This is a genomic window from Streptomyces sp. NPDC006739 (genome assembly GCF_042869815.1).
Lineage (GTDB): Bacteria > Actinomycetota > Actinomycetes > Streptomycetales > Streptomycetaceae > Streptomyces.
In genome coordinates, this window is the sequence record NZ_JBIAGM010000006.1 from 370,414 (window position 1) to 388,367 (window position 17,954).

Annotated in this window: 13 protein-coding genes; 6 read left to right on the forward strand and 7 right to left on the reverse strand. The window is 71.7% G+C overall.

Going from position 1 to position 17,954, the window contains the following annotated elements; genetic code table 11:
- Window positions 1-32 precede the first annotated feature (32 nt).
- From miaB to ACFYMM_RS15935, 4 genes are all read right to left on the reverse strand, one after another.
- Window positions 33-1,562: a tRNA (N6-isopentenyl adenosine(37)-C2)-methylthiotransferase MiaB gene (gene miaB, locus ACFYMM_RS15920; RefSeq protein WP_388386622.1), complete on the reverse strand. Its 1,530-nt coding sequence runs from the start codon at window positions 1,560-1,562 to the stop codon at window positions 33-35.
- Window positions 1,559-6,412: a DNA repair ATPase gene (locus tag ACFYMM_RS15925; protein WP_388386624.1), complete on the reverse strand. Its 4,854-nt coding sequence runs from the start codon at window positions 6,410-6,412 to the stop codon at window positions 1,559-1,561. The genes miaB and ACFYMM_RS15925 overlap by 4 nt, the downstream gene beginning before the upstream one ends.
- A gap of 74 nt (window positions 6,413-6,486) precedes the next feature.
- Window positions 6,487-8,595 carry a flotillin family protein gene (locus tag ACFYMM_RS15930; RefSeq protein WP_388386626.1) on the reverse strand — a complete coding sequence of 703 codons (2,109 nt, stop codon included), beginning with the start codon at window positions 8,593-8,595 and terminating at the stop codon, window positions 6,487-6,489.
- Window positions 8,596-8,626: 31 nt separating this feature from the next.
- Window positions 8,627-9,259: a hypothetical protein gene (locus ACFYMM_RS15935; RefSeq protein WP_388386628.1), complete on the reverse strand. Its 633-nt coding sequence runs from the start codon at window positions 9,257-9,259 to the stop codon at window positions 8,627-8,629.
- Window positions 9,260-9,511: 252 nt separating this feature from the next.
- Between ACFYMM_RS15935 and ACFYMM_RS15940 the strand changes: the two genes are divergently transcribed.
- A complete protein-coding gene (locus ACFYMM_RS15940) occupies window positions 9,512-10,570 on the forward strand; it encodes a PucR family transcriptional regulator (RefSeq protein ID WP_388386630.1) in 1,059 nt (352 codons plus the stop codon).
- A 40-nt stretch (window positions 10,571-10,610) separates the two neighbouring features.
- Here the strand turns inward: ACFYMM_RS15940 and ACFYMM_RS15945 are convergent, their stop codons facing one another.
- Window positions 10,611-11,018: a MazG nucleotide pyrophosphohydrolase domain-containing protein gene (locus ACFYMM_RS15945; RefSeq protein ID WP_388386632.1), complete on the reverse strand. Its 408-nt coding sequence runs from the start codon at window positions 11,016-11,018 to the stop codon at window positions 10,611-10,613.
- A gap of 105 nt (window positions 11,019-11,123) precedes the next feature.
- Here ACFYMM_RS15945 and ACFYMM_RS15950 point away from each other — a divergent pair, with 105 nt between their 5' ends.
- The gene (locus ACFYMM_RS15950; protein WP_388386635.1) at window positions 11,124-12,122 is read left to right on the forward strand and encodes a TAXI family TRAP transporter solute-binding subunit; all 999 of its coding nucleotides are present in this window, start codon (window positions 11,124-11,126) and stop codon (window positions 12,120-12,122) included.
- Between the two features lie 19 nt (window positions 12,123-12,141).
- Here the strand turns inward: ACFYMM_RS15950 and ACFYMM_RS15955 are convergent, their stop codons facing one another.
- Both ACFYMM_RS15955 and ACFYMM_RS15960 read right to left on the reverse strand, forming a co-directional pair.
- Window positions 12,142-13,539: an ATP-binding protein gene (locus tag ACFYMM_RS15955; protein ID WP_388386637.1), complete on the reverse strand. Its 1,398-nt coding sequence runs from the start codon at window positions 13,537-13,539 to the stop codon at window positions 12,142-12,144.
- A 9-nt stretch (window positions 13,540-13,548) separates the two neighbouring features.
- Window positions 13,549-14,235, reverse strand: a complete 687-nt coding sequence (locus tag ACFYMM_RS15960) for a response regulator transcription factor (protein ID WP_388386639.1) — start codon at window positions 14,233-14,235, stop codon at window positions 13,549-13,551.
- 324 nt (window positions 14,236-14,559) lie between these two features.
- Here ACFYMM_RS15960 and ACFYMM_RS15965 point away from each other — a divergent pair, with 324 nt between their 5' ends.
- The 4 genes from ACFYMM_RS15965 (at window position 14,560) to ACFYMM_RS15980 (ending at window position 17,874) form a co-directional block, all read left to right on the forward strand.
- Window positions 14,560-15,336: an amino acid ABC transporter ATP-binding protein gene (locus tag ACFYMM_RS15965; RefSeq protein WP_388386641.1), complete on the forward strand. Its 777-nt coding sequence runs from the start codon at window positions 14,560-14,562 to the stop codon at window positions 15,334-15,336.
- 65 nt (window positions 15,337-15,401) lie between these two features.
- Window positions 15,402-16,235, forward strand: a complete 834-nt coding sequence (locus ACFYMM_RS15970; protein ID WP_388386643.1) for a glutamate ABC transporter substrate-binding protein — start codon at window positions 15,402-15,404, stop codon at window positions 16,233-16,235.
- 74 nt (window positions 16,236-16,309) lie between these two features.
- Window positions 16,310-16,975, forward strand: a complete 666-nt coding sequence (locus ACFYMM_RS15975) for an amino acid ABC transporter permease (RefSeq protein ID WP_388386646.1) — start codon at window positions 16,310-16,312, stop codon at window positions 16,973-16,975.
- A complete protein-coding gene (locus ACFYMM_RS15980) occupies window positions 16,972-17,874 on the forward strand; it encodes an amino acid ABC transporter permease (RefSeq protein ID WP_388386648.1) in 903 nt (300 codons plus the stop codon). Before ACFYMM_RS15975 ends, ACFYMM_RS15980 begins: the two co-directional genes overlap by 4 nt.
- Window positions 17,875-17,954: the final 80 nt, after the last annotated feature.

Consider the following 17,954-nt stretch of genomic DNA (forward strand, 5'->3'; position numbering starts at 1 on the left):
CCGGCGGAGCCGGCGGCCGGGGAGTCAGTGGCTCAGTCGCAACCGCAGCCGCTGCCCGTCGCCACCGGCAGCGGCTGCGGGACGCCGATCTTCGGCAGTCCCAGCATCACGCCCGCCGACTTGGCGGCCTCTGCGGTGTTGCGCTTCTCCCAGGCGTCACCCGCGCGCGTGCGGCGGACGCCGAGGACGGGACCCTCGGCGAGGAGGTGGTGCGGGGCGGCGTACGTCACCTCGACCGTGACCACGTCGCCGGGGCGCACCTCCTGCTCCGGCTTGGTGAAGTGGACCAGCCGGTTGTCCGGGGCGCGGCCGGAGAGGCGGTGGGTGGCGCCGTCCTTGCGCCCCTCGCCCTCGGCGACCATCAGCTCCAGGGTGCGGCCGACCTGCTTCTTGTTCTCGTCCCAGGAGATCTCCTCCTGGAGGGCGACGAGCCGCTCGTAGCGCGCCTGGACGACCTCCTTGGGGATCTGGTCGTCCATGGTCGCGGCGGGCGTTCCGGGCCGCTTGGAGTACTGGAAGGTGAACGCCTGGGCGAACCGCGCCTCGCGGACCACGTGCAGCGTCTGCTCGAAGTCCTCCTCGGTCTCGCCGGGGAAGCCCACGATGATGTCGGTGGTGATCGCGGCGTGCGGGATGGCGGCGCGGACCTTCTCGATGATGCCGAGGTACCGCTCCTGCCGGTAGGACCGGCGCATCGCCTTCAGCACCGTGTCCGAGCCGGACTGCAGGGGCATGTGGAGCTGGGGCATGACGTTCGGCGTCTCGGCCATCGCCGCGATCACGTCGTCGGTGAAGTCGCGCGGGTGCGGGGAGGTGAAGCGGACGCGCTCCAGGCCCTCGATCGTGCCGCAGGCCCGCAGCAGCTTGCTGAAGGCCTCGCGGTCGCCGATGTCGGAGCCGTAGGCGTTGACGTTCTGGCCGAGCAGCGTGATCTCGCTGACGCCCTCCGCGACCAGCGCCTCCGCCTCGGCGAGGATGTCGCCGGTGCGGCGGTCCTTCTCCTTGCCGCGCAGGGCGGGGACGATGCAGAAGGTGCAGGTGTTGTTGCAGCCGACGGAGATCGACACCCAGGCCGCGTACGCGCTCTCGCGGCGGGTCGGCAGCGTCGAGGGGAACGCCTCCAGCGACTCGGCGATCTCGACCTGCGCCTCCTGCTGGACCCGGGCGCGCTCCAGCAGCACCGGCAGCTTGCCGATGTTGTGCGTGCCGAACACGACGTCGACCCAGGGCGCCTTCTTCACGATGGTGTCCCGGTCCTTCTGCGCGAGGCAGCCACCGACGGCGATCTGCATGCCCGGGCGGCTCGTCTTCCTCGGCGCGAGCCGGCCCAGGTTGCCGTACAGCCGGTTGTCGGCGTTCTCCCGGACCGCGCAGGTGTTGAAGACGACGACGTCCGCGTCCCCGTCGGAACCCTCGGGGGCCCGCACATACCCGGCCTCCTCGAGCAGCCCGGACAACCGCTCGGAGTCGTGGACGTTCATCTGACACCCGTAGGTGCGGATCTCGTAGCTCTTGGGTGCGGGCACGTCCACTGCGGGGCTCCGGTCGCTGCTGCTGGTCATGGCTCAAGGGTAGGCGGTCCCGGGAGAAGGCTGTCCCGCCGCTGACCGCCGGTGGCGCGGGTGATCGCCGATTCGACGGCCGCCACCCGGTCGGCGAGCAGGGTGAGGGCGGCGACCGCGCGGGTGAGGGGGTCCCCGTCGGGGCCGCCGAGGGTCCGGGAGCGCAGGTAGGCCGTCTTCAATTCGGCCCAGCGGTCCGCCTGTTCGGGGCTCAGGGTGCCCCTCAGCTCGGCCAGTTTCAGCAGGTTCGCCTCGGCTCCGCCGGTCAGGGTCCGGGCCTGGGCCGTGTAGTGGTCGTCGACGACGGCGGTGAGTTCGGCCCCGTCCATGACCGGCTGGATGCGTCGGGCGATCGCGTTCATGGTGCGGTAGGAGCCCTGGAGGCGGAAGGGCGGTTCCGTGCGGGTGGCATCCGACTGCGCGGCGGAGGCGATGTAGGCCGCGTTGACCGCGAGCACCGTCTCCCGGGCGGCCAGCAGGTGGCGCAGGACGGCGAGGATCCGATCGCGTTCGGCGGGCGGGTACGGGTGGGTCAGCCGGTCGGTCCGGGCGGTGGGGTCGCCCTGGGCGAGACGGGTCAGCAGGTCCAGGTCGGCGCGGTCACGGCCGACGAGGGGTGCCAGGACCGGGTTGGCGGTCAGCGCGTTCTCCACGAAGCTCGCCGCGAAGAGTTCCTCCTTGCCGGTCAGGACGTCGCCGAGGTTCCACACGTCGGCGCGGTTGGCGAGCATGTCGGGGAGGTGGAAGCGGTCGCCCGAGCCGGTGTGGGGATTGGCTGCCATACAGACGGCGAAGCGTTTGCCGCGCAGGTCGTAGGTGCGCGGCTCGCCGTCCCACACGCCGTCGATGCGGCGGGTGGAGTCGCACAGGGGGACGAACTTCTGCAGCAGCTCCGGCCCGGTGTGCTGGATGTCGTCCAGGTGGAGGAGGGTGTTGTTGCCCGCCGCCAGCGCGAAGTTGATCTTCTGGACCTCCTGGCGGGCGGTGGCGTTCGGAGCCTCGGCCGGGTCGAGCGAGGTGACGTCGTGGCCGAGGGCCGGGCCGTCGACCTTGACCAGGACGAGGCCGAGGCGGTCGGCGACGTACTCCATGAGCGTCGTCTTGCCGTAGCCGGGCGGGGAGACGAGCAGCAGCAGTCCGCCGGTGCCGGCCTGTGCGCCGGCGCCGGCCGTGCCGAGCTGGCGGGCCAGGCTGTCACCGACGAGGGGCAGGTAGACCTCGTCGATCAGCCGGTTGCGGACGAACGCCGTCATCACCTTCGGCCGGAACTGGTCCAGCCGGATGCGGGAGCGTTCGGCGCTCACCAGGGTGGTGCGGCGCCGCTGGTGGGCGCGGTGGGCGGGCGCCTCGCGGGTGCGGAACGCGTCGGTGCGGGCGAGGAACTCGTCGATGCGGAGGGTGAGCGTACGACCGGTGATGCGGGGGTGGGTGCCGAGCAGTCCGGTGACGGTGGCGGTGAGCGGGGCGTCGTGTGCGTAACGGATCAGCTCCGGGCAGAGTTCCGCGGCCACCGCCTCGGCCAGGTCGCCCGGGTCGAGGTCCGCGCCGGTGGCGGAGGCGTAGGCGGACAGCCAGCCCTCCACCAACTGGCGACGGGCGGCGGGGTCGTCGAGGGCGGTGAGGTCGTCGTCGTAGGCGCGGGTGCCTGTCGTGCGCCGGAACTTGTCGAGGAAGGTCCGGGTGTCGGCGCCGATGACGAAGCCCTCCGGTCCGCTCGTCAGCTCCTCGAAGAGGTAGGCCGCCGCGGCCTCGCCGCCCGCCCGGGCGGCCAGCTCGGTGTGGAGGTCGGTGAGGGCGGGCGCGGGCCCGAACGTCTCGCGCGCCCGCGCCAGCGACCGTGCGCGCCGCGTCAAGCCGTCCCGCTCCCCGGCGCTGGTGCCGTGCGCCCAGAAGAGCTGGGCGGCCGCACGGGCGGCCGGCGGGTGGCGCAGCGGACCGGCACCCTCGTACAGCCGCAGCAGCTCGGTGAGGATCGCGGTGGCGTCATGGTCGTGGACGCCGCGTTCGTAGCCTTCGTCGTACGACTCCTGCGCCGTGCGCCGGACCAGCGCCGCCAGGTCGGTGCCTGCCAGGGCGGCCGGGCCGTGCTCGTGCAGCAGGCGGGCCGCGAGGTGCTCGGCGCGGTACACCTCGGGGGACTCCGAGGGCAGCGGGCGGTTCCAGTACGGGCGGGTGGCGGCGAAGTCCGGGTCCGTCACCGGGGAGCGGTAGTCCGTGCCGGTGAGCGCGAAGGCGAGGCCCTCGCCGTGCGGGACCAGGGTGAGGTCGAGCGGCTCGGTGTTGACGGCGAAGCGGTGGCGGCCCAGGCGCAGGGTGCGGCCGGTGTCGTCGTACAGGTCGGTGCGGTCGCGCAGGGCGCGGGCGGCTTCCTGGCGCGCGGCCGCCAGGCGGCCGTCCAGCTCCTGCGCCCGCACCTGGTCGTCCAGGGCGCGCAGGTCGTCCGCGGTGCGCCGGATCTTCGCGACCATGGGGTCGGTGGCGAAGTAGGCACTGATCGCGTCGGCGTCGGGAAGCGTGCCGGCCCTGCGGCTCACGGTGGCGAGGACGCGCTCGGCGGAGGCGGCGAGCTGTTCGGCGCGGCGGGCCCGTTCGTCGGCCAGGCTCTGTCTGCGGGCCGAGAACGCCTCGTAGATCTCGGTGCGCCGGTCGGTGAGCCGGGCGAGGAAGTCGTCGAAGCCGGCGAACCGGGCTTCCAGGGTCTCCAGCCGGACCAGCAGTCCGGCGAGGTGGGTGTCGCAGGAGTCCGGGTCGGCCGCGGCGGCGAGGGATCCGGCGACCGACTGTCCGAGCAGCGCGAGTTCGGCGGCGAACTCGGCCCGTCCCTCGTGCTCCTGGAGTTCGCGGCGGCGGGCGTCGAGCACGGCCCGGGCGCGGTTGGCGCCGCCGACCGCCTCGGCGACGCGCTCCAGGACGGACGTGCGCACGGTGGCGTCGCCGGTGTCGAGCGCGCCGACGACCTCGGTGACCGTCCGCAGCTGCTCGGTCAGTTCGTCGACCCGGCCGGCCAGGGGCTCGGCCCGGGCGGCCGTGGTGAGCGCGGCGGCCTCGGTGACGAGGGTCGCGATGTCGTCGTGGTAGCCGGCGAAGGCGTCCTCGCGGGCGAGGGCCGCAACGGCCCGCTGTCCGAAGGAGGCGAGGTCGGTCCCGACGGTCGAGGCCAGTTCGTCGATGCGGCCGGTGTCGGCGTACCGCAGGTCCTTCAGGGTCAGCAGACGTCCCTGGGCGCGGCGCAGTTCGGTCAGTCCGGCGACCCAGGCGGCGGCGTCGCGGGGTGCCTCGGCTCGCAGCCGTCGTACGAGGGAGGCGATGCGGTCGGCGCTCTGGTCCAGGGCGTCCGCGGCCTGCCGGGTGAGGGTCCGGACGGTCTCGAACTCGGTCAGCACCTGCTCGGCCGTGGCCCGGACGGCGTCCAACGGGGCGCGCAGGTCGCCCAGTTCGGGGTCGCCGAGCCAGTGGTGGGTGTCGGCCGCCCGGACACAGGCGGCGACCAGGGTCTCGTACACCTCGGCGGTCGGGGCCGTCCCGGCGGCCGTGGTCGTCAGGGACAGGCAGTCGGAGATGCCGCGGACGAGGTCGGCGTTACCGACACGGGCGAGCGGGCCGGTGCCGACGGGACGGGCCGCCGCGTGGATGTCGGAGACGTACGGGGAACTCCACAGCCGGACGGGGTGGACGCGAGCCGGCTCGCCGCCCTCGGCCCGCAGCGCGATCAGGGTGCCGTCGTCGAACAGCGCCCAGCCGTGGCAGGACAGCGGCGCGGCCACCTCCTTGCGGACCAGGTTGTAAGGCAGCAGGAGGCGGCGGCCGGCCACGCGCGCGTGGTAGGCGAACAGGACGTCCTCGCCGTTGGGTGAGCGCACCATCCGCTCGAACTCCAGTCCGGACGTGTCGATGCCGTCGAAGGTCTTCGCGGCGCCGGTGGCCAGGCAGTACCCGCCCGGGAAGACGATTCCCTGGTCCTCGGGGAGCCGGCGGCAGGACTGTCCGATGCCGTCGAGGCGGACCACCGTCCTGGTGAGCGTGTTGAAGACGAGGTGGCGGTGGGTCTCCTCCTTGTAGGGGCGGACCCGCAGCAGGATCAGGACGCCCACGCGCGCGTACGCGATGTCCGCGTCGGCGAGGGACTGCAGCGGCTCGTCGACGGGCTCGACGTGGATGCCGTCGCCGGTTTCGGTGTCGTCCTCGGTCTTGACGGTGAGGGTGCCGCCGACGGTGGCGACGAACAGCTCGCCCTTGATGGAGACGTGCGGGTGGCGGCCCAGGACGTGGTCCTCGCGGGTCGTCGCCGTCCAGGTGACGTCGTGGGCCGGCGGCAGGACGTCGTCGCGCTCGCCCCGCGCGTCGAGGAACGTCCACCGGCCGTCCGCCGTGCGCGCCCAGCGCAGGACCCGGACGTCGTCGGCCTCCTCACCGGTCTGGAAGACGGCGAGCAGTTTGCCCTCAACATGCCGCAGCGTGCGCAGCCGGGCGTCGCGGAAGTAGCGGTGCAGGGCGGCGAACTCGCGCCGGAACGCGGGGGCGTCGAACAGGCCGGGCACCGCGTCCTCGGGCAGCCGCCGCAGATCGCGGTCGTAGAGCGCGAGGACGTCGTCCACCGTCGGTTCGGGGCCCGCACCGGGGCCCGGTCGGCAGCCGAGGAGCAGGGCGTCGCCGACCGCGACGATGTCACGCGGGACACGGGCCTGGCCGGTGCGCAGCTGCCCGGTGCCGGTCGGCTCCAGCCGTGTCGAGCCGAACTCCTCGGCACGGCGGGTGTTGAGCGCGTCGGCTCGCCGGGCCAGTTCGGCGGCCTGTGCGGCGAGCCGGTCGCGCAGCACCTCGTACGTACCGGTGTCCGGGCCGGTGGTCATGGAAGGCCTCTCAGCGGGTCGGAGGAGGGACCGGAGCCGCCGTCCCCTGTGCGGCGGCTCCGGAGCACCGATGGTCAGGCCCTGGCGCTGCCGTTCAGGGCGGTGAGCGGGGTGTCCGCGAGCCCCAGTTCGCCCGCCTTGTCGAGCAGCTGGCGCATCGCGTCGGAGTCGCCGCCGCCGCGCATGAGCTTCATCAGCAGGGCCGAGACGGTCAGGTTCTGCACGTCCGCCGCGGAGACCGGGCCCAGCACGTGCCGCAGGTCGTCGGGGAAGCTCGCGGTGCCGTCCAGCCAGGGCTTGACCAGTGCCTGTGCCGTCTGCGAGTTCTGGACGAAGCCGTCGACGCCCTTGCCCAGGGTGATCGAGGAGACGAGCCGGTCGAAGAAGACGGAATCGCCGCCGACGATGTCGATGTCGGCGTTCTCCAGGCCGGTGGCGAGGACCGTGGCCTGCGCCTCGGCGACCTGCCGCTGCGTGTCGAGGCCGGCCAGCCGGATCTCCTTCTCCGCCTGGAGCCGCAGCCGGTACTCCTCGTGGCCGCGCGAGGCGTCGTCCAGGGCCGCCATGGCGACCGCCTTCTGGCTCAGGCCCTCCGCCTCCGCCTTCAGCTTCTCTCCCGTACCGGTGGCCTCCGCGAGCGCTTTGGCCCGCGCGCCCTCGGCCTCCGCCCGCAACCGCGCCTCGGCGCCCTCCGCCTGCGCGAGCGAGAGAGCGCGCGCCCCCTCCGCCTCCGCGCGCATGCGGGCCTCGGTGGCCACCGCCTCCGCGCGGCCGGCCTTCTCCGTGACCTCCGCCTCCTTGTCACGGACCTGCACGGCGGCGAGCCCCTCCGCGGCGCACTCCGCCTGGACGCCCTCGGCGAGCCGCAGCTTGGCCCGGGCGTCGAGGTCGGCGGACTTCAGCCGGGCCTCGGCCAGGGTCAGCTGCTCGGCCGCGCGATGCGTGGCCGCGGACTCCGCCGCCTCGGCCGCCTTGATGTCCTTGACCAGTTTCTCCTGCGCCTCGGCCTCGGCCGCGATGATCACCGCCTGGCGCTCGCGCTCCGCCTGCTCGACGGTGCGCAGCTTCTTGATGGACTCCTCCTGCTCGGCCACCGTACGGTCGACGGCCACCCGCTCCCTGATGACCTCCGCGATGTCCCGCTTCTCGCCCTCGACCTCCTTGTCCTTGGCGATCCGGGTCAGCTCGGTCTCCCGCTCCCGGGCGATGACCTCCAGCAGGCGGTCCTTCTCGATCCGCTCGTTCTCCACGGCGATGACCCGCTCGCGGTTCTTCTGCGCGACGGCGATCTCCCGGGCCTGGTTCTCCCGCTGGACGCCGAGCTGTTCCTCGGTGCGCAGGAACGCGCCCTGCGCGCCCAGCCGTTCCTCCTCCTGGACCTTCGCCGTGGCGGCCTCCTCGCGGGCCCGCAGTGTCTCCACCTCGCGCCGCTGCCTGATCTCCGCCTCGGCCTGGCGTCGCTCCAGCTCCAGGATGGTCTCGCGGGCGTCGACGTTCTGCCGGGTGATCTCCTTCTCCTCGGTGCGCTGGAACTCGTTCGTGCGCACGTGTTCGAGGGTCGTCAGCTCGGTGATCTTCCGGATGCCCTGGGCGTCGAGGATGTTCGCCGCGTCCAGCTGGGACATGGGGGTCTGCTCGAGGTGGTCGATGGCGGCGTCGTCGAGGTGGTAGCCGTTCAGGTCCGTGCCGATGACCTGGATGATGCGGTCCCGGAACTCCTCGCGCTTGGTGTAGAGGTCGACGAAGTCCAGTTGTTTGCCGACCGTCTTGAGCGCCTCGGAGAACTTCGCCGCGAAGAAGTCCTGGATGGCCGCCGGGTCGCTCGCGGTGTGGGTGCCGATTGCCTGGGCGACCTTGACGACGTCCTCGACGGTCTTGTTGACCCGGACGAAGAAGCTGATGTGGATGTCGGCGCGGATGTTGTCCCGGCAGATCAGGCCCTCGCGGCCGGTACGGCGGATCTCGATGGTCTTCACCGAGATGTCCATGTACTCGGCCTTGTGCAGCACCGGCAGCACGACCGCCCCGGTGAAGGTGACGTCGACCTTCTTCGTCTTGGAGACGATCAGCGCCCGCCCCTGTTCCACCTTGCGGAACAGCCGGCCGACCACCAACAGCAGGGTGAGCGCGATGAGCAGCACGACGGCGACGAACACACCGATGCCCACGGAAATGGCGTTCATGACATGAGTCCTCGAAGGAAGAGAAGGGAGATCAGCCGGTGGGGGTGGAGCGGCGCGGGTCGAGGGCCGTGTCGTACCCGGACACCCAGAAGAACTCGCCCACCTCGTCGTAGGCGTACAGCAGTCCCGTGCTGCCGCTGGTGAGGGCTTCCGTGCCGCTCTGGCGGACCTGGACCACCGCGCTGGAGCCGTCGGCCGCCCGCACCTCCGCCTGCCCGAAACCCCGGTCCACCCGCCCCGTGCGGATGGTGCAGGTCAGTCCGACGAAGTCCCGCCGGGAGGGGGCGGGGACGTCGGGGAAGAGGTGGCGCAGGGTCCGGGCCAGCGCCCGGGTCAGCCACCAGGCGACGGCCGTCGCGCCGACCAGTACGGCGCCCCGCACCGCGCCCCGTGCGAGCCCCGCCGGAGCCAGCGGAACCACCAGGACGGTCGCGCTGAGGCTGACGAGCCAGCCGATCGCGGTCAGCAGCGAGAACGCCACCGTCACGGGCACCCCGCTCATCCCCCGGGTGCCGGAGTGGCCGTGGCCGTGAACGCCGTGCGCGTGGAGGCCGTGGGCGTGCAGGCCGAGCGCCGCGAGCAGCCAGAACGCGACGACCACGACGAGCGCGGAGCTGAACAGGATGGTGGGAAACCCCGCGGCAGCCGCGAGAAACGCCCCCATGGTCCCCATCCCCGTCCTGCGATACGACCGCCCCGTACGGCTGTTGCCCTGCCGGGGTACGGGGTCCCGGTGCCGGGCGCCCGTTGTCTGCCGGGCTCCGGCATCGGGACCATCCGTAGTGCTCCCCTGCGCTCATCGTGCACGCGGCGCACACGCCCGCGCATTGCCGGTTTCCGGCAGTGTTCACTAGGGTCTGCGTGCCGGATGCCGTCAGGAAACCGTCACCGGCGCGTCAAGATCCGGGGGGACGACGTGACGGACGACGAGATACCCGCGCGCTATCTGCACGGCTATGCCCAACTGCTGGCGGACGTCTCCGCCACCGGCCGTCGCCTCACCCGCGACGAGATCGAGAGCCGGCGCGTCCTGGGCGAGCAGGCCGCCGAGGCCGGCCACGGGCTGCGCGCCCTGGTCAGCGCCCACCTGGGCGCGACCCGCGCCGCCTGGCCGCGTACCCCTGGGCCGAGCGACGGCACCCTCACGGCGATGCACCAGGCCATCGACGCCTTCGCCGAGGGCTACGAACGCGCCCAGCGCCTCGCCGTACGCCAGGAGGAGGCGGCGCGCCGCGAGTTCATCGACGACCTGCTCTACGGCCGCAGCGACCTGGGCCGCCTGGCCCAGCGAGCGGCCCGCTTCGGCCTGCGCATGTCCCATACGCACGCCGTCGCCGTCGCTCAGGGGCCGGCCGCCTACGCCGAGGGCGGGCCGGTCGTGCGGCAGGTGGAGCGGGCGCTGATCGCCCGGTTCGACGACCGCAGTTTCCTGCTCACCACCAAGAACGGCCGGCTGCTGTGCGTGGTTCCGGGTGATGAGAGCGAGGTGCTCACGTACTTCGCCAAGCAGGCGCACGCCGCCACCGACGGCGGCCACGTCGCCATCGGCCGCTCCCAGCCCGGCCCCGGCGGGGTCGTGCAGTCGTACGAGGAAGCCGTCAACGCCCTCGACCTCGGGGAGCGGCTCGGGCTCGACGGGCCGGTTCTGCGCGCCGCCGACCTGCTGGTCTACCCCGTCCTCACCCGCGACCGCCAGGCCATGGCCGACCTCGTCCTGGACGCCCTCGGCCCGCTCACCGGGGCCCGGGGCGGTGCCCAGCACCTCCTGGACACCCTCACCGCGTACTTCGACTCCGGCTGTGTGGCCGCCGAGGCCGCCCGCCGCCTCTCGCTCAGTGTCCGCGCCCTCACCTACCGGCTGGAGCGCGTCCATCAGCTCACCGGAGCCGACCCGGCCGATCCCGCCCACCGCTACATGCTCCAGACGGCGGTCATCGGCGCCCGTCTGCTGGACTGGCCGGCCAAGGAACTGTGACAAGGAACCGTGACGTGGGAAGCCCGGGCCGCGGGCAGCGTCAGGCGGTGCCGTCCGGTATCCAGCCCTGGCCGCGCAGCACGGCGGAGACGTCCGGCGCCCGGTAGTGCTCGCCCTTGAGGACCTTGCCGTCGGCCCGGCGGGTCACCTCGCCGTCCGGGCCCAGCTTGCTCATGTTGGCCCGGTGGATCTCGCTGAGCACCCCGTCCAGGTCGATGCCGTGCACCAGGGCGGTGCCGTACGCCACGTAGACCACGTCCGCGAGTTCGTGGGCCAGCCGGTCCAGCGGGCCGGTGACCGCGACCTCGGCGACCTCCGCCGCCTCCTCGGCGAGCAGTTCCCCGCGGTGCGCGGCCAGCTCGGGGGACACCTCCGACGGTCTGGTGCGGGCGTCGAGACCGAAGGCGAGGTGGAACTCACGGACGAGGTCGGCGGGCGAACGGCTCATGCGACGACTCTAACGGCGGCCACTGACAGCCCCTCCCGGCCCGGCGGCACCCGCCTCGCGGGCCGCCCTGTTCAGGACCGTGGACGGCCTGGCAGGATCGCGCGCATGTCCAAGGTGTTCCCCCGTATCGGCAGGCGCCGCGCGCTCCAGGGCGCGGCCGTCGGCTTCGTGGTCTTCGGGCTGCTGCTGTGGTGGCTGCTGCCGCTCGGCGAGGACCCGCCGAGCGGGACGGTCGTCTTCAGCACGGGGACACCTCGGGGCGTCTACCAGGACTACGGCGAGCGGCTGCGCACCGAGCTGCGCAAGGACATGCCGGACCTGAAGGTGACGCTGCTCAACAGCGCCGGTTCGCAGGAGAACGTCCAGCGGGTGGCGACCGGGAAGGCCGACTTCACCATCGCGGCGGCCGACGCGGTGGAGACGTACGAACTGCGGCACGGCAGCGGTGCCACGCGGCTGCGCGGGGTGGCCCGGCTCTACGACGACTACGTACAGCTCGTCGTGCCCCGCGACTCGCACATCCGATCGATCTCGGACCTGCGGCACAAGCGGGTGGCCACCGGGCTGCCCGACTCGGGGGTGCGGCTGATAGCGAACCGGGTGCTCCGGGCCGCGGGGATCGACCCCGCCAAGGACATCACGCCGCTGGCGGACGGCATCGACACCGGCCCCGGCCAGCTGAAGAACGGCGGGATCGACGCCTTCTTCTGGTCGGGCGGACTGCCCACCAACGGGCTGGTCGAGCTGGCCCGGACGTTCGCCATCAGGTTCGTCCCGATCGACGGCGACCTCGTCACCAAGCTCCACGCCGAGGGCGACGCGGCGCGCTACTACCGGGCCACCAACATGCCCGAGTCGGCCTATCCGTCCGCGCAGCAGGGCTCCACCGTGCCGACGATCGCCGTGTCCAACGTGCTCATGACGCGCGCGGACATGGATCCCCGGCTCACCGAGTGGGTGACCCGTACGGTGCTCAAGAGCCGGGACGGCATCGGCGCGCACGTCCACTCGGCCCAACTGGTCGACCTGCGCACCGCCATCTACACCGACCCGCTCACCCTGCACGAGGGCGCCCGCCGCTACTACCGCTCGGTGAAGCCGTGACGGCAGGGAGTCCGGTCCGCTAGGTGCTCCTCGGAACCGACACCGTCACCCGCAGCCCCCGGGGCTCGTGGTGGTCGTAGGAGATCGAGCCGCCGCCCGCCGCGAGCAGGGTGCGGCTGATGGAGAGGCCCAGGCCCGAGCCCTTGACGTTCTGGTGGCGGCCGCTGCGCCAGAAACGGTCGCCCACGCGCGCGAGTTCCTCGTCGGTGAGCCCGGGGCCGGTGTCGGTGACCACGACCGTCGAGGTGTCGCCGGCGGCGCGGACGGTGACCTCCACGGTGCCGCCGTCCGGAGTGAACTTCACAGCGTTGTCGATCACCGCGTCCAGCGCGCTGGACAGGGTGACCGGGTCGGCCCAGCCGGTGGTGGGCGGGCAGTCGCCGACCAGCCGGACCCCCCTGGCCTCGGCCGACGGCGACCAGGCGGCCACCCGCTCCGTGGCCAGCCGGCCGAGGTCGGTCAGTCTGAGGTCCGCCTCGGCGTGCTCGGCCAGCGCCAGGTCGAGCAGGTCGTCGAGAACCTGCGCGAGACGCTTTCCCTCGGTGCGGACCGAGGCGATCTCCTCGTTGCCCTCCGGGAGTTCGAGGGCGAGCAGTTCGATGCGCAGCAACAGCGCCGAGAGCGGGTTGCGCAGCTGGTGCGAGGCGTCGGCGATGAAGGCGCGCTGCTGCTCCAGCACGTCCTCGACGTTGTCCGCCATCTCGTTGAACGACCGGGCCAGCCGTCTGAGTTCCGGCGGACCGCCGGCCGCGGCCACCCGGGACTTCAGCCGCCCGGTGGCGATGTCGTGGGTGGTGGCGTCGAGCACGCGCACCGGCTTGAGCACCCAGCCGGTCAGCCGCAGGGCGGCGCCGACCGCGAGCAGCATCGCGGCGATCTCACCGGCGCCGATGAACAGCCAGCCGCGCAGGATCCGCGAGCGCATCGCCCCGGTGGGCGAGTCGGTGACCACGACGGCGACCACGTCACCGTCCCGGATGACCGGCGAGGCGACCACGAGTCGGCTGCGCTGCCAGGGCCACACCTGCTCGGGGTCGTGGCTGCGCCGGCTGAGCAGCGCCTCCTGGAACGCCTCGCGCACCTCGCCGCTCTTGGGCAGCACCCAGTCGCCGGGCGCGTTGGCCATCGCCGAGGCGTTGCGGTAGAAGACGCCCGCGCGGATGCCGTAGACGCCGTAGTAGCTGGTCAGTTCGCGGCTCAGGGTCTCCCTGCGCTCGTCGGTGGAGGCGCGGGGGGATCCGTCGGGGCCGTCGGTGACGAACTGGGCGAGCGCCGCGAAGCGTGCCGTGTCGTCGATCCGGTCGACGACGACCCGCTGCTGCTGGGCGGCGGCGACGCTGACGGCGAGCGGGACGCCGAGCGCGAGCAGGACGGCCGCCATCAGGACGATGAGCAGCGGGAGGAGCCGTGTGCGCACCCGGCCCCGCTAGGCGGCCGGGGCGACGAGCCGGTAGCCCACGCCGCGTACGGTCTCGATCAGCGCGGGCATGCGGAGCTTGGCGCGCAGGGAGGCGACGTGCACCTCCAGGGTGCGTCCGGTGCCCTCCCAGCTGGTGCGCCAGACCTCGCTGATGATCTGTTCCCGTCGGAAGACCACCCCGGGCCGCTGGGCGAGCAGCGCGAGCAGGTCGAACTCCTTGCGGGTCAGTTGGATCACCGAACCGTCCACGGTGACCTGCCGGGTGGGCAGTTCGATGCGTACCGGGCCGAGATGCAGCGCGCTCTCGGCTCCCGGCGCGGCGTCCTCGTGGGCGGTGCGCCGGCTGACGGCGTGGATCCGGGCGAGCAGTTCCCCGGTGTCGTACGGCTTCACCACGTAGTCGTCGGCGCCCAGGTTGAGGCCGTGGATGCGGGAGCGGACGTCGGAGCGGGCGGTGACCATGATCACCGGGATGCCGGTGCGCTTGCGGATCTTGCCGCAGACCTCGTAGCCGTCCTGGTCGGGCAGGCCCAGGTCGAGCAGGACGACCCCGAAGCCGGCGCTCTCCGGGACGAGGGCCCGCAGTGCCTCCTCGCCGCTGCGCGCGTGGGTGACGTCGAAGCCGTGCCGCGCGAGGACCGCGGACAGGGCGGCCGCGACGTGGTTGTCGTCCTCGACGAGCAGCAGTCTCATTCCGGCCCCCTCCGGTTCAGCGGTCGTGCGCGTCGTGTGCGTCCTACGCCTCGTGGCCTCGTACGACTCATACGCCTCGTACGCGAAGAGCGTGCACACGCGCGTGCACCATGCAGTCACGCTGATGGACGACAACGGCGTCAAGTGGGTTCCGGTCGGCCGCCGCTTCCGTTACCCGCCCGATACGCGCCCCGTGGCAACTGCTACGACACGTGTCCGATTGCTATCCGATCGTGATGCTCAGATCTCCCTCAGATGTAATGACGCTGGTCATCCGGCCTCACTACTGTCCTGCGAAACCGAGGAGGACGGAGCCCGAGAGCGATGACCGAAGTATCGGTGGCCAAGGAAGACGTGGCCGCAACCGGCGAACTGGTCGTCCTGAAGAGCGTCAACAAGCACTTCGGCGCGTTGCACGTACTCCAGGACATCGACCTGACGATCGCCCGGGGCGAGGTCGTGGTGGTCATCGGACCATCCGGCTCCGGAAAGTCGACCCTGTGCCGCACCATCAACCGCCTGGAGACCGTCGACTCCGGCGCCATCACCATCGACGGAAAGCCGCTGCCGCAGGAGGGCAAGGAGCTGGCCCGGCTCCGGGCGGACGTCGGGATGGTGTTCCAGTCCTTCAACCTCTTCGCGCACAAGACCGTGCTCCAGAACGTGATGCTGGGGCAGGTCAAGGTCCGCAAGGCCGACAAGGGGCAGGCCGAGGAGAAGGCGCGGGCCCTGCTCGACCGGGTCGGCGTGGGCACCCAGGCCGACAAGTACCCCGCGCAGCTGTCCGGCGGCCAGCAGCAGCGCGTCGCGATCGCGCGGGCGCTGGCGATGGACCCGAAGGTGATGCTCTTCGACGAGCCGACCTCGGCCCTCGACCCCGAGATGATCAACGAGGTCCTCGAGGTCATGCAGCAGCTCGCCCGTGACGGCATGACGATGATCGTCGTCACCCACGAGATGGGTTTCGCACGATCGGCTGCAAACCGGGTGGTCTTCATGGCCGACGGCCGGATCGTCGAAGAGGCTGCGCCCGACCAGTTCTTCAGCAATCCGCGCAGCGACCGGGCCAAGGACTTCCTGTCGAAGATCCTGCACCACTGAACGGTCCGCCGCGCCCCGCCCCAGACGGCTCACCTCTCTTCTTCACCAGCCAAAGGATGTTCCCCATGCAGCTCCGCAAGGTCACCGCCGCCTCGGCCGCCGTGCTCTCCCTCGCCCTGGCCGTCACGGCGTGCGGCTCGGGCAAGAAGAACGGCAGTTCCTCCTCCGGTGGCAAGACGATCACCATCGGCATCAAGTTCGACCAGCCCGGTATCGGCCAGAAGACCCCGCAGGGCTACGCGGGCTTCGACGTCGACGTGGCGACCTATGTCGCCAAGAAGCTGGGCTACGGCGCCGACCAGATCGAGTGGCGCGAGTCGAAGAGCGCCGACCGCGAGACCATGCTCAAGCGCGGTGACGTCGACTTCATCGCCGCCTCCTACTCGATCACCCCGAAGCGCCAGCAGCTGGTCGACTTCGCGGGCCCGTATCTGCTGGCCCACCAGGACGTGCTGCTCCGCGCGGACGAGACCGCGATCAAGTCCCCCGCCGACCTCAACAGCAAGAAGCTGTGTTCGGTGGTCGGCTCCACCTCGGCGCAGAACGTCCACGACAAGCTCGCCCCGAAGGCGCAGCTGCAGACCTACCCGACCTACTCGGCGTGCCTGAACGGTCTGCAGAGCGGCGCCGTCGACGCCCTGACCACGGACGACTCCATCCTCGCCGGCTACGCCTCGCAGGCCCAGTTCAAGGGCAAGTTCAAGCTCGGCGGCTTCAAGATGACCAACGAGAACTACGGCATCGGCGTCAAGAAGGGCAGCGACCTCAAGGCCAAGATCAACTCGGCGCTGCAGGCGATGGTGGCCGACGGTTCCTGGCAGAAGGCCGTGGACAAGAACTTCGGCCCGGCCGGCTACAAGAACGAGCCCGCGCCGAAGATCGGCGACATCAAGAGCTGAGGCAGCGCCCACCGGTGCGCGGTCCGCGCGGGCGGCGCACCGGGGCACCCCTACACGCGGAAGCGCGGGACAACGTGTTCGACTTTCTTCAAGGTTACGACCTGTTGGGAGCCTTCTGGACGACGGTGCAGCTGACGTTGCTGTCCGCCGCGGGCTCCCTGATCTGGGGCACCGCACTGGCCGCCATGCGGGTGGGCCCGGTGCCGCTGATGCGCGGTTTCGGCAGCGCCTACGTGAACATCGTGCGCAACATCCCGCTCACGGTGATCATCCTGTTCGCCTCGCTCGGCCTGAGCCAGACGCTGGGCGTCAACCTCGGTGCGCACGACGTCGACACGGTCAACTTCCGGCTGGCCGTGCTCGGTCTGATCGCCTACACCTCGGCCTTCGTGTGCGAGGCGCTGCGCTCGGGCATCAACACCGTCCCGGTCGGACAGGCGGAGGCGGCCCGGGCCATCGGCCTGAACTTCACGCAGGTGCTCGGGCTGGTCGTGCTGCCGCAGGCCTTCCGGGCTGCCGTCGGACCGCTGGCGAACGTCCTGATCGCGCTGACGAAGAACACCACGGTGGCGGCCGCGATCGGTGTCGCCGAGGCAGCGCTCCTGATGAAGGGGATGATCGAGAAGGAGGCGCAACTGATCCCGATCGCCGCGATCTTCGCCTTCGGTTTCGTCTGCCTGACCCTGCCGACGGGTCTGATCCTCGGCTGGGTGGGCAAGAAGGTGGCGGTGAAGCGATGACCTCGGTCCTGTACGACGCCCAGGGCCCCCGCGCCAAGCGGCGCAACGTCCTGCTCACGGTGGTCTTCACGGTCGCCTTCGCGGCGGTCGTGTGGTGGGTGTACGGCGCCCTCGACGACAAGGGCCAGCTGGCGTGGGCCCTGTGGAAGCCGTTCTTCACCGGCACCGAGGCCTGGTCCACGTACATCTGGCCGGGTCTGGAGAACACGCTGAAGGCCGCCGCGCTGGCGATGGTCATCGCGCTGCCGCTGGGCGCCGTCCTCGGCATCGCCCGTCTCTCGGACCACCTCTGGATCCGTGTGCCGGCCGCGGTCGTGGTCGAGTTCTTCCGGGCGATCCCGGTGCTGGTCCTGATGATCTTCGGCATGGCCCTGTACTCCACCTACACCGACGTCAGCACGGACGACCGGCCGCTGTACGCGGTCGTCACCGGACTCGTGCTGTACAACGCGGCGGTGCTCGCGGAGATCGTCCGGGCGGGCATCCTCTCGCTGCCCAGGGGCCAGTCCGAGGCGGCGATGGCGATCGGCCTGCGCAAGAACCAGGTGATGCGGCTCGTCCTGCTGCCCCAGGCGGTCACCGCGATGCTCCCGGCGATCGTCAGCCAGCTCGTGGTGATCGTGAAGGACACCGCGCTGGGCGGCGGTGTCCTCACCTTCCCCGAACTGCTCGCCTCGGCCAACACGATGGCCAGCTACTACGGCGCCAACATCATCGCCTGCTACACCGTCGTCGCGGTGATCTTCATCGCCCTCAACTTCTCGCTGACGAGCTTCGCGGGCTGGCTGGAGCGACGGCTGCGGCGCGGGAAGAAGTCCGGCGGGGCGGTGCTTCCGCCGTCGGCGGTGGCGGACATCGCGGGCACCGCGCCGACCGGAGCCGGCGGTGCTGTCATCTGATCATCGGTCAGTTCGCGTCCCGTGACCCGAGGCAGTGGCATGATCGCCACTGCCTCGGGTCGCTTGACGCAAACACCGCC

What these genes read in the sequence shown, in the direction of transcription:
- miaB (WP_388386622.1), bottom strand. Translation starts at nt 1,562, where the DNA reads ATGACCAGCAGCAGCGACCGGAGCCCCGCAGTGGACGTGCCCGCACCC.
- ACFYMM_RS15925 (WP_388386624.1), bottom strand. Translation starts at nt 6,412, where the DNA reads ATGACCACCGGCCCGGACACCGGTACGTACGAGGTGCTGCGCGACCGG.
- ACFYMM_RS15930 (WP_388386626.1), bottom strand. Translation starts at nt 8,595, where the DNA reads ATGAACGCCATTTCCGTGGGCATCGGTGTGTTCGTCGCCGTCGTGCTG.
- ACFYMM_RS15935 (WP_388386628.1), bottom strand. Translation starts at nt 9,259, where the DNA reads ATGGGGGCGTTTCTCGCGGCTGCCGCGGGGTTTCCCACCATCCTGTTC.
- ACFYMM_RS15945 (WP_388386632.1), bottom strand. Translation starts at nt 11,018, where the DNA reads ATGAGCCGTTCGCCCGCCGACCTCGTCCGTGAGTTCCACCTCGCCTTC.
- ACFYMM_RS15950 (WP_388386635.1), top strand. Translation starts at nt 11,124, where the DNA reads ATGTCCAAGGTGTTCCCCCGTATCGGCAGGCGCCGCGCGCTCCAGGGC.
- ACFYMM_RS15960 (WP_388386639.1), bottom strand. Translation starts at nt 14,235, where the DNA reads ATGAGACTGCTGCTCGTCGAGGACGACAACCACGTCGCGGCCGCCCTG.
- ACFYMM_RS15965 (WP_388386641.1), top strand. Translation starts at nt 14,560, where the DNA reads ATGACCGAAGTATCGGTGGCCAAGGAAGACGTGGCCGCAACCGGCGAA.
- ACFYMM_RS15970 (WP_388386643.1), top strand. Translation starts at nt 15,402, where the DNA reads ATGCAGCTCCGCAAGGTCACCGCCGCCTCGGCCGCCGTGCTCTCCCTC.
- ACFYMM_RS15980 (WP_388386648.1), top strand. Translation starts at nt 16,972, where the DNA reads ATGACCTCGGTCCTGTACGACGCCCAGGGCCCCCGCGCCAAGCGGCGC.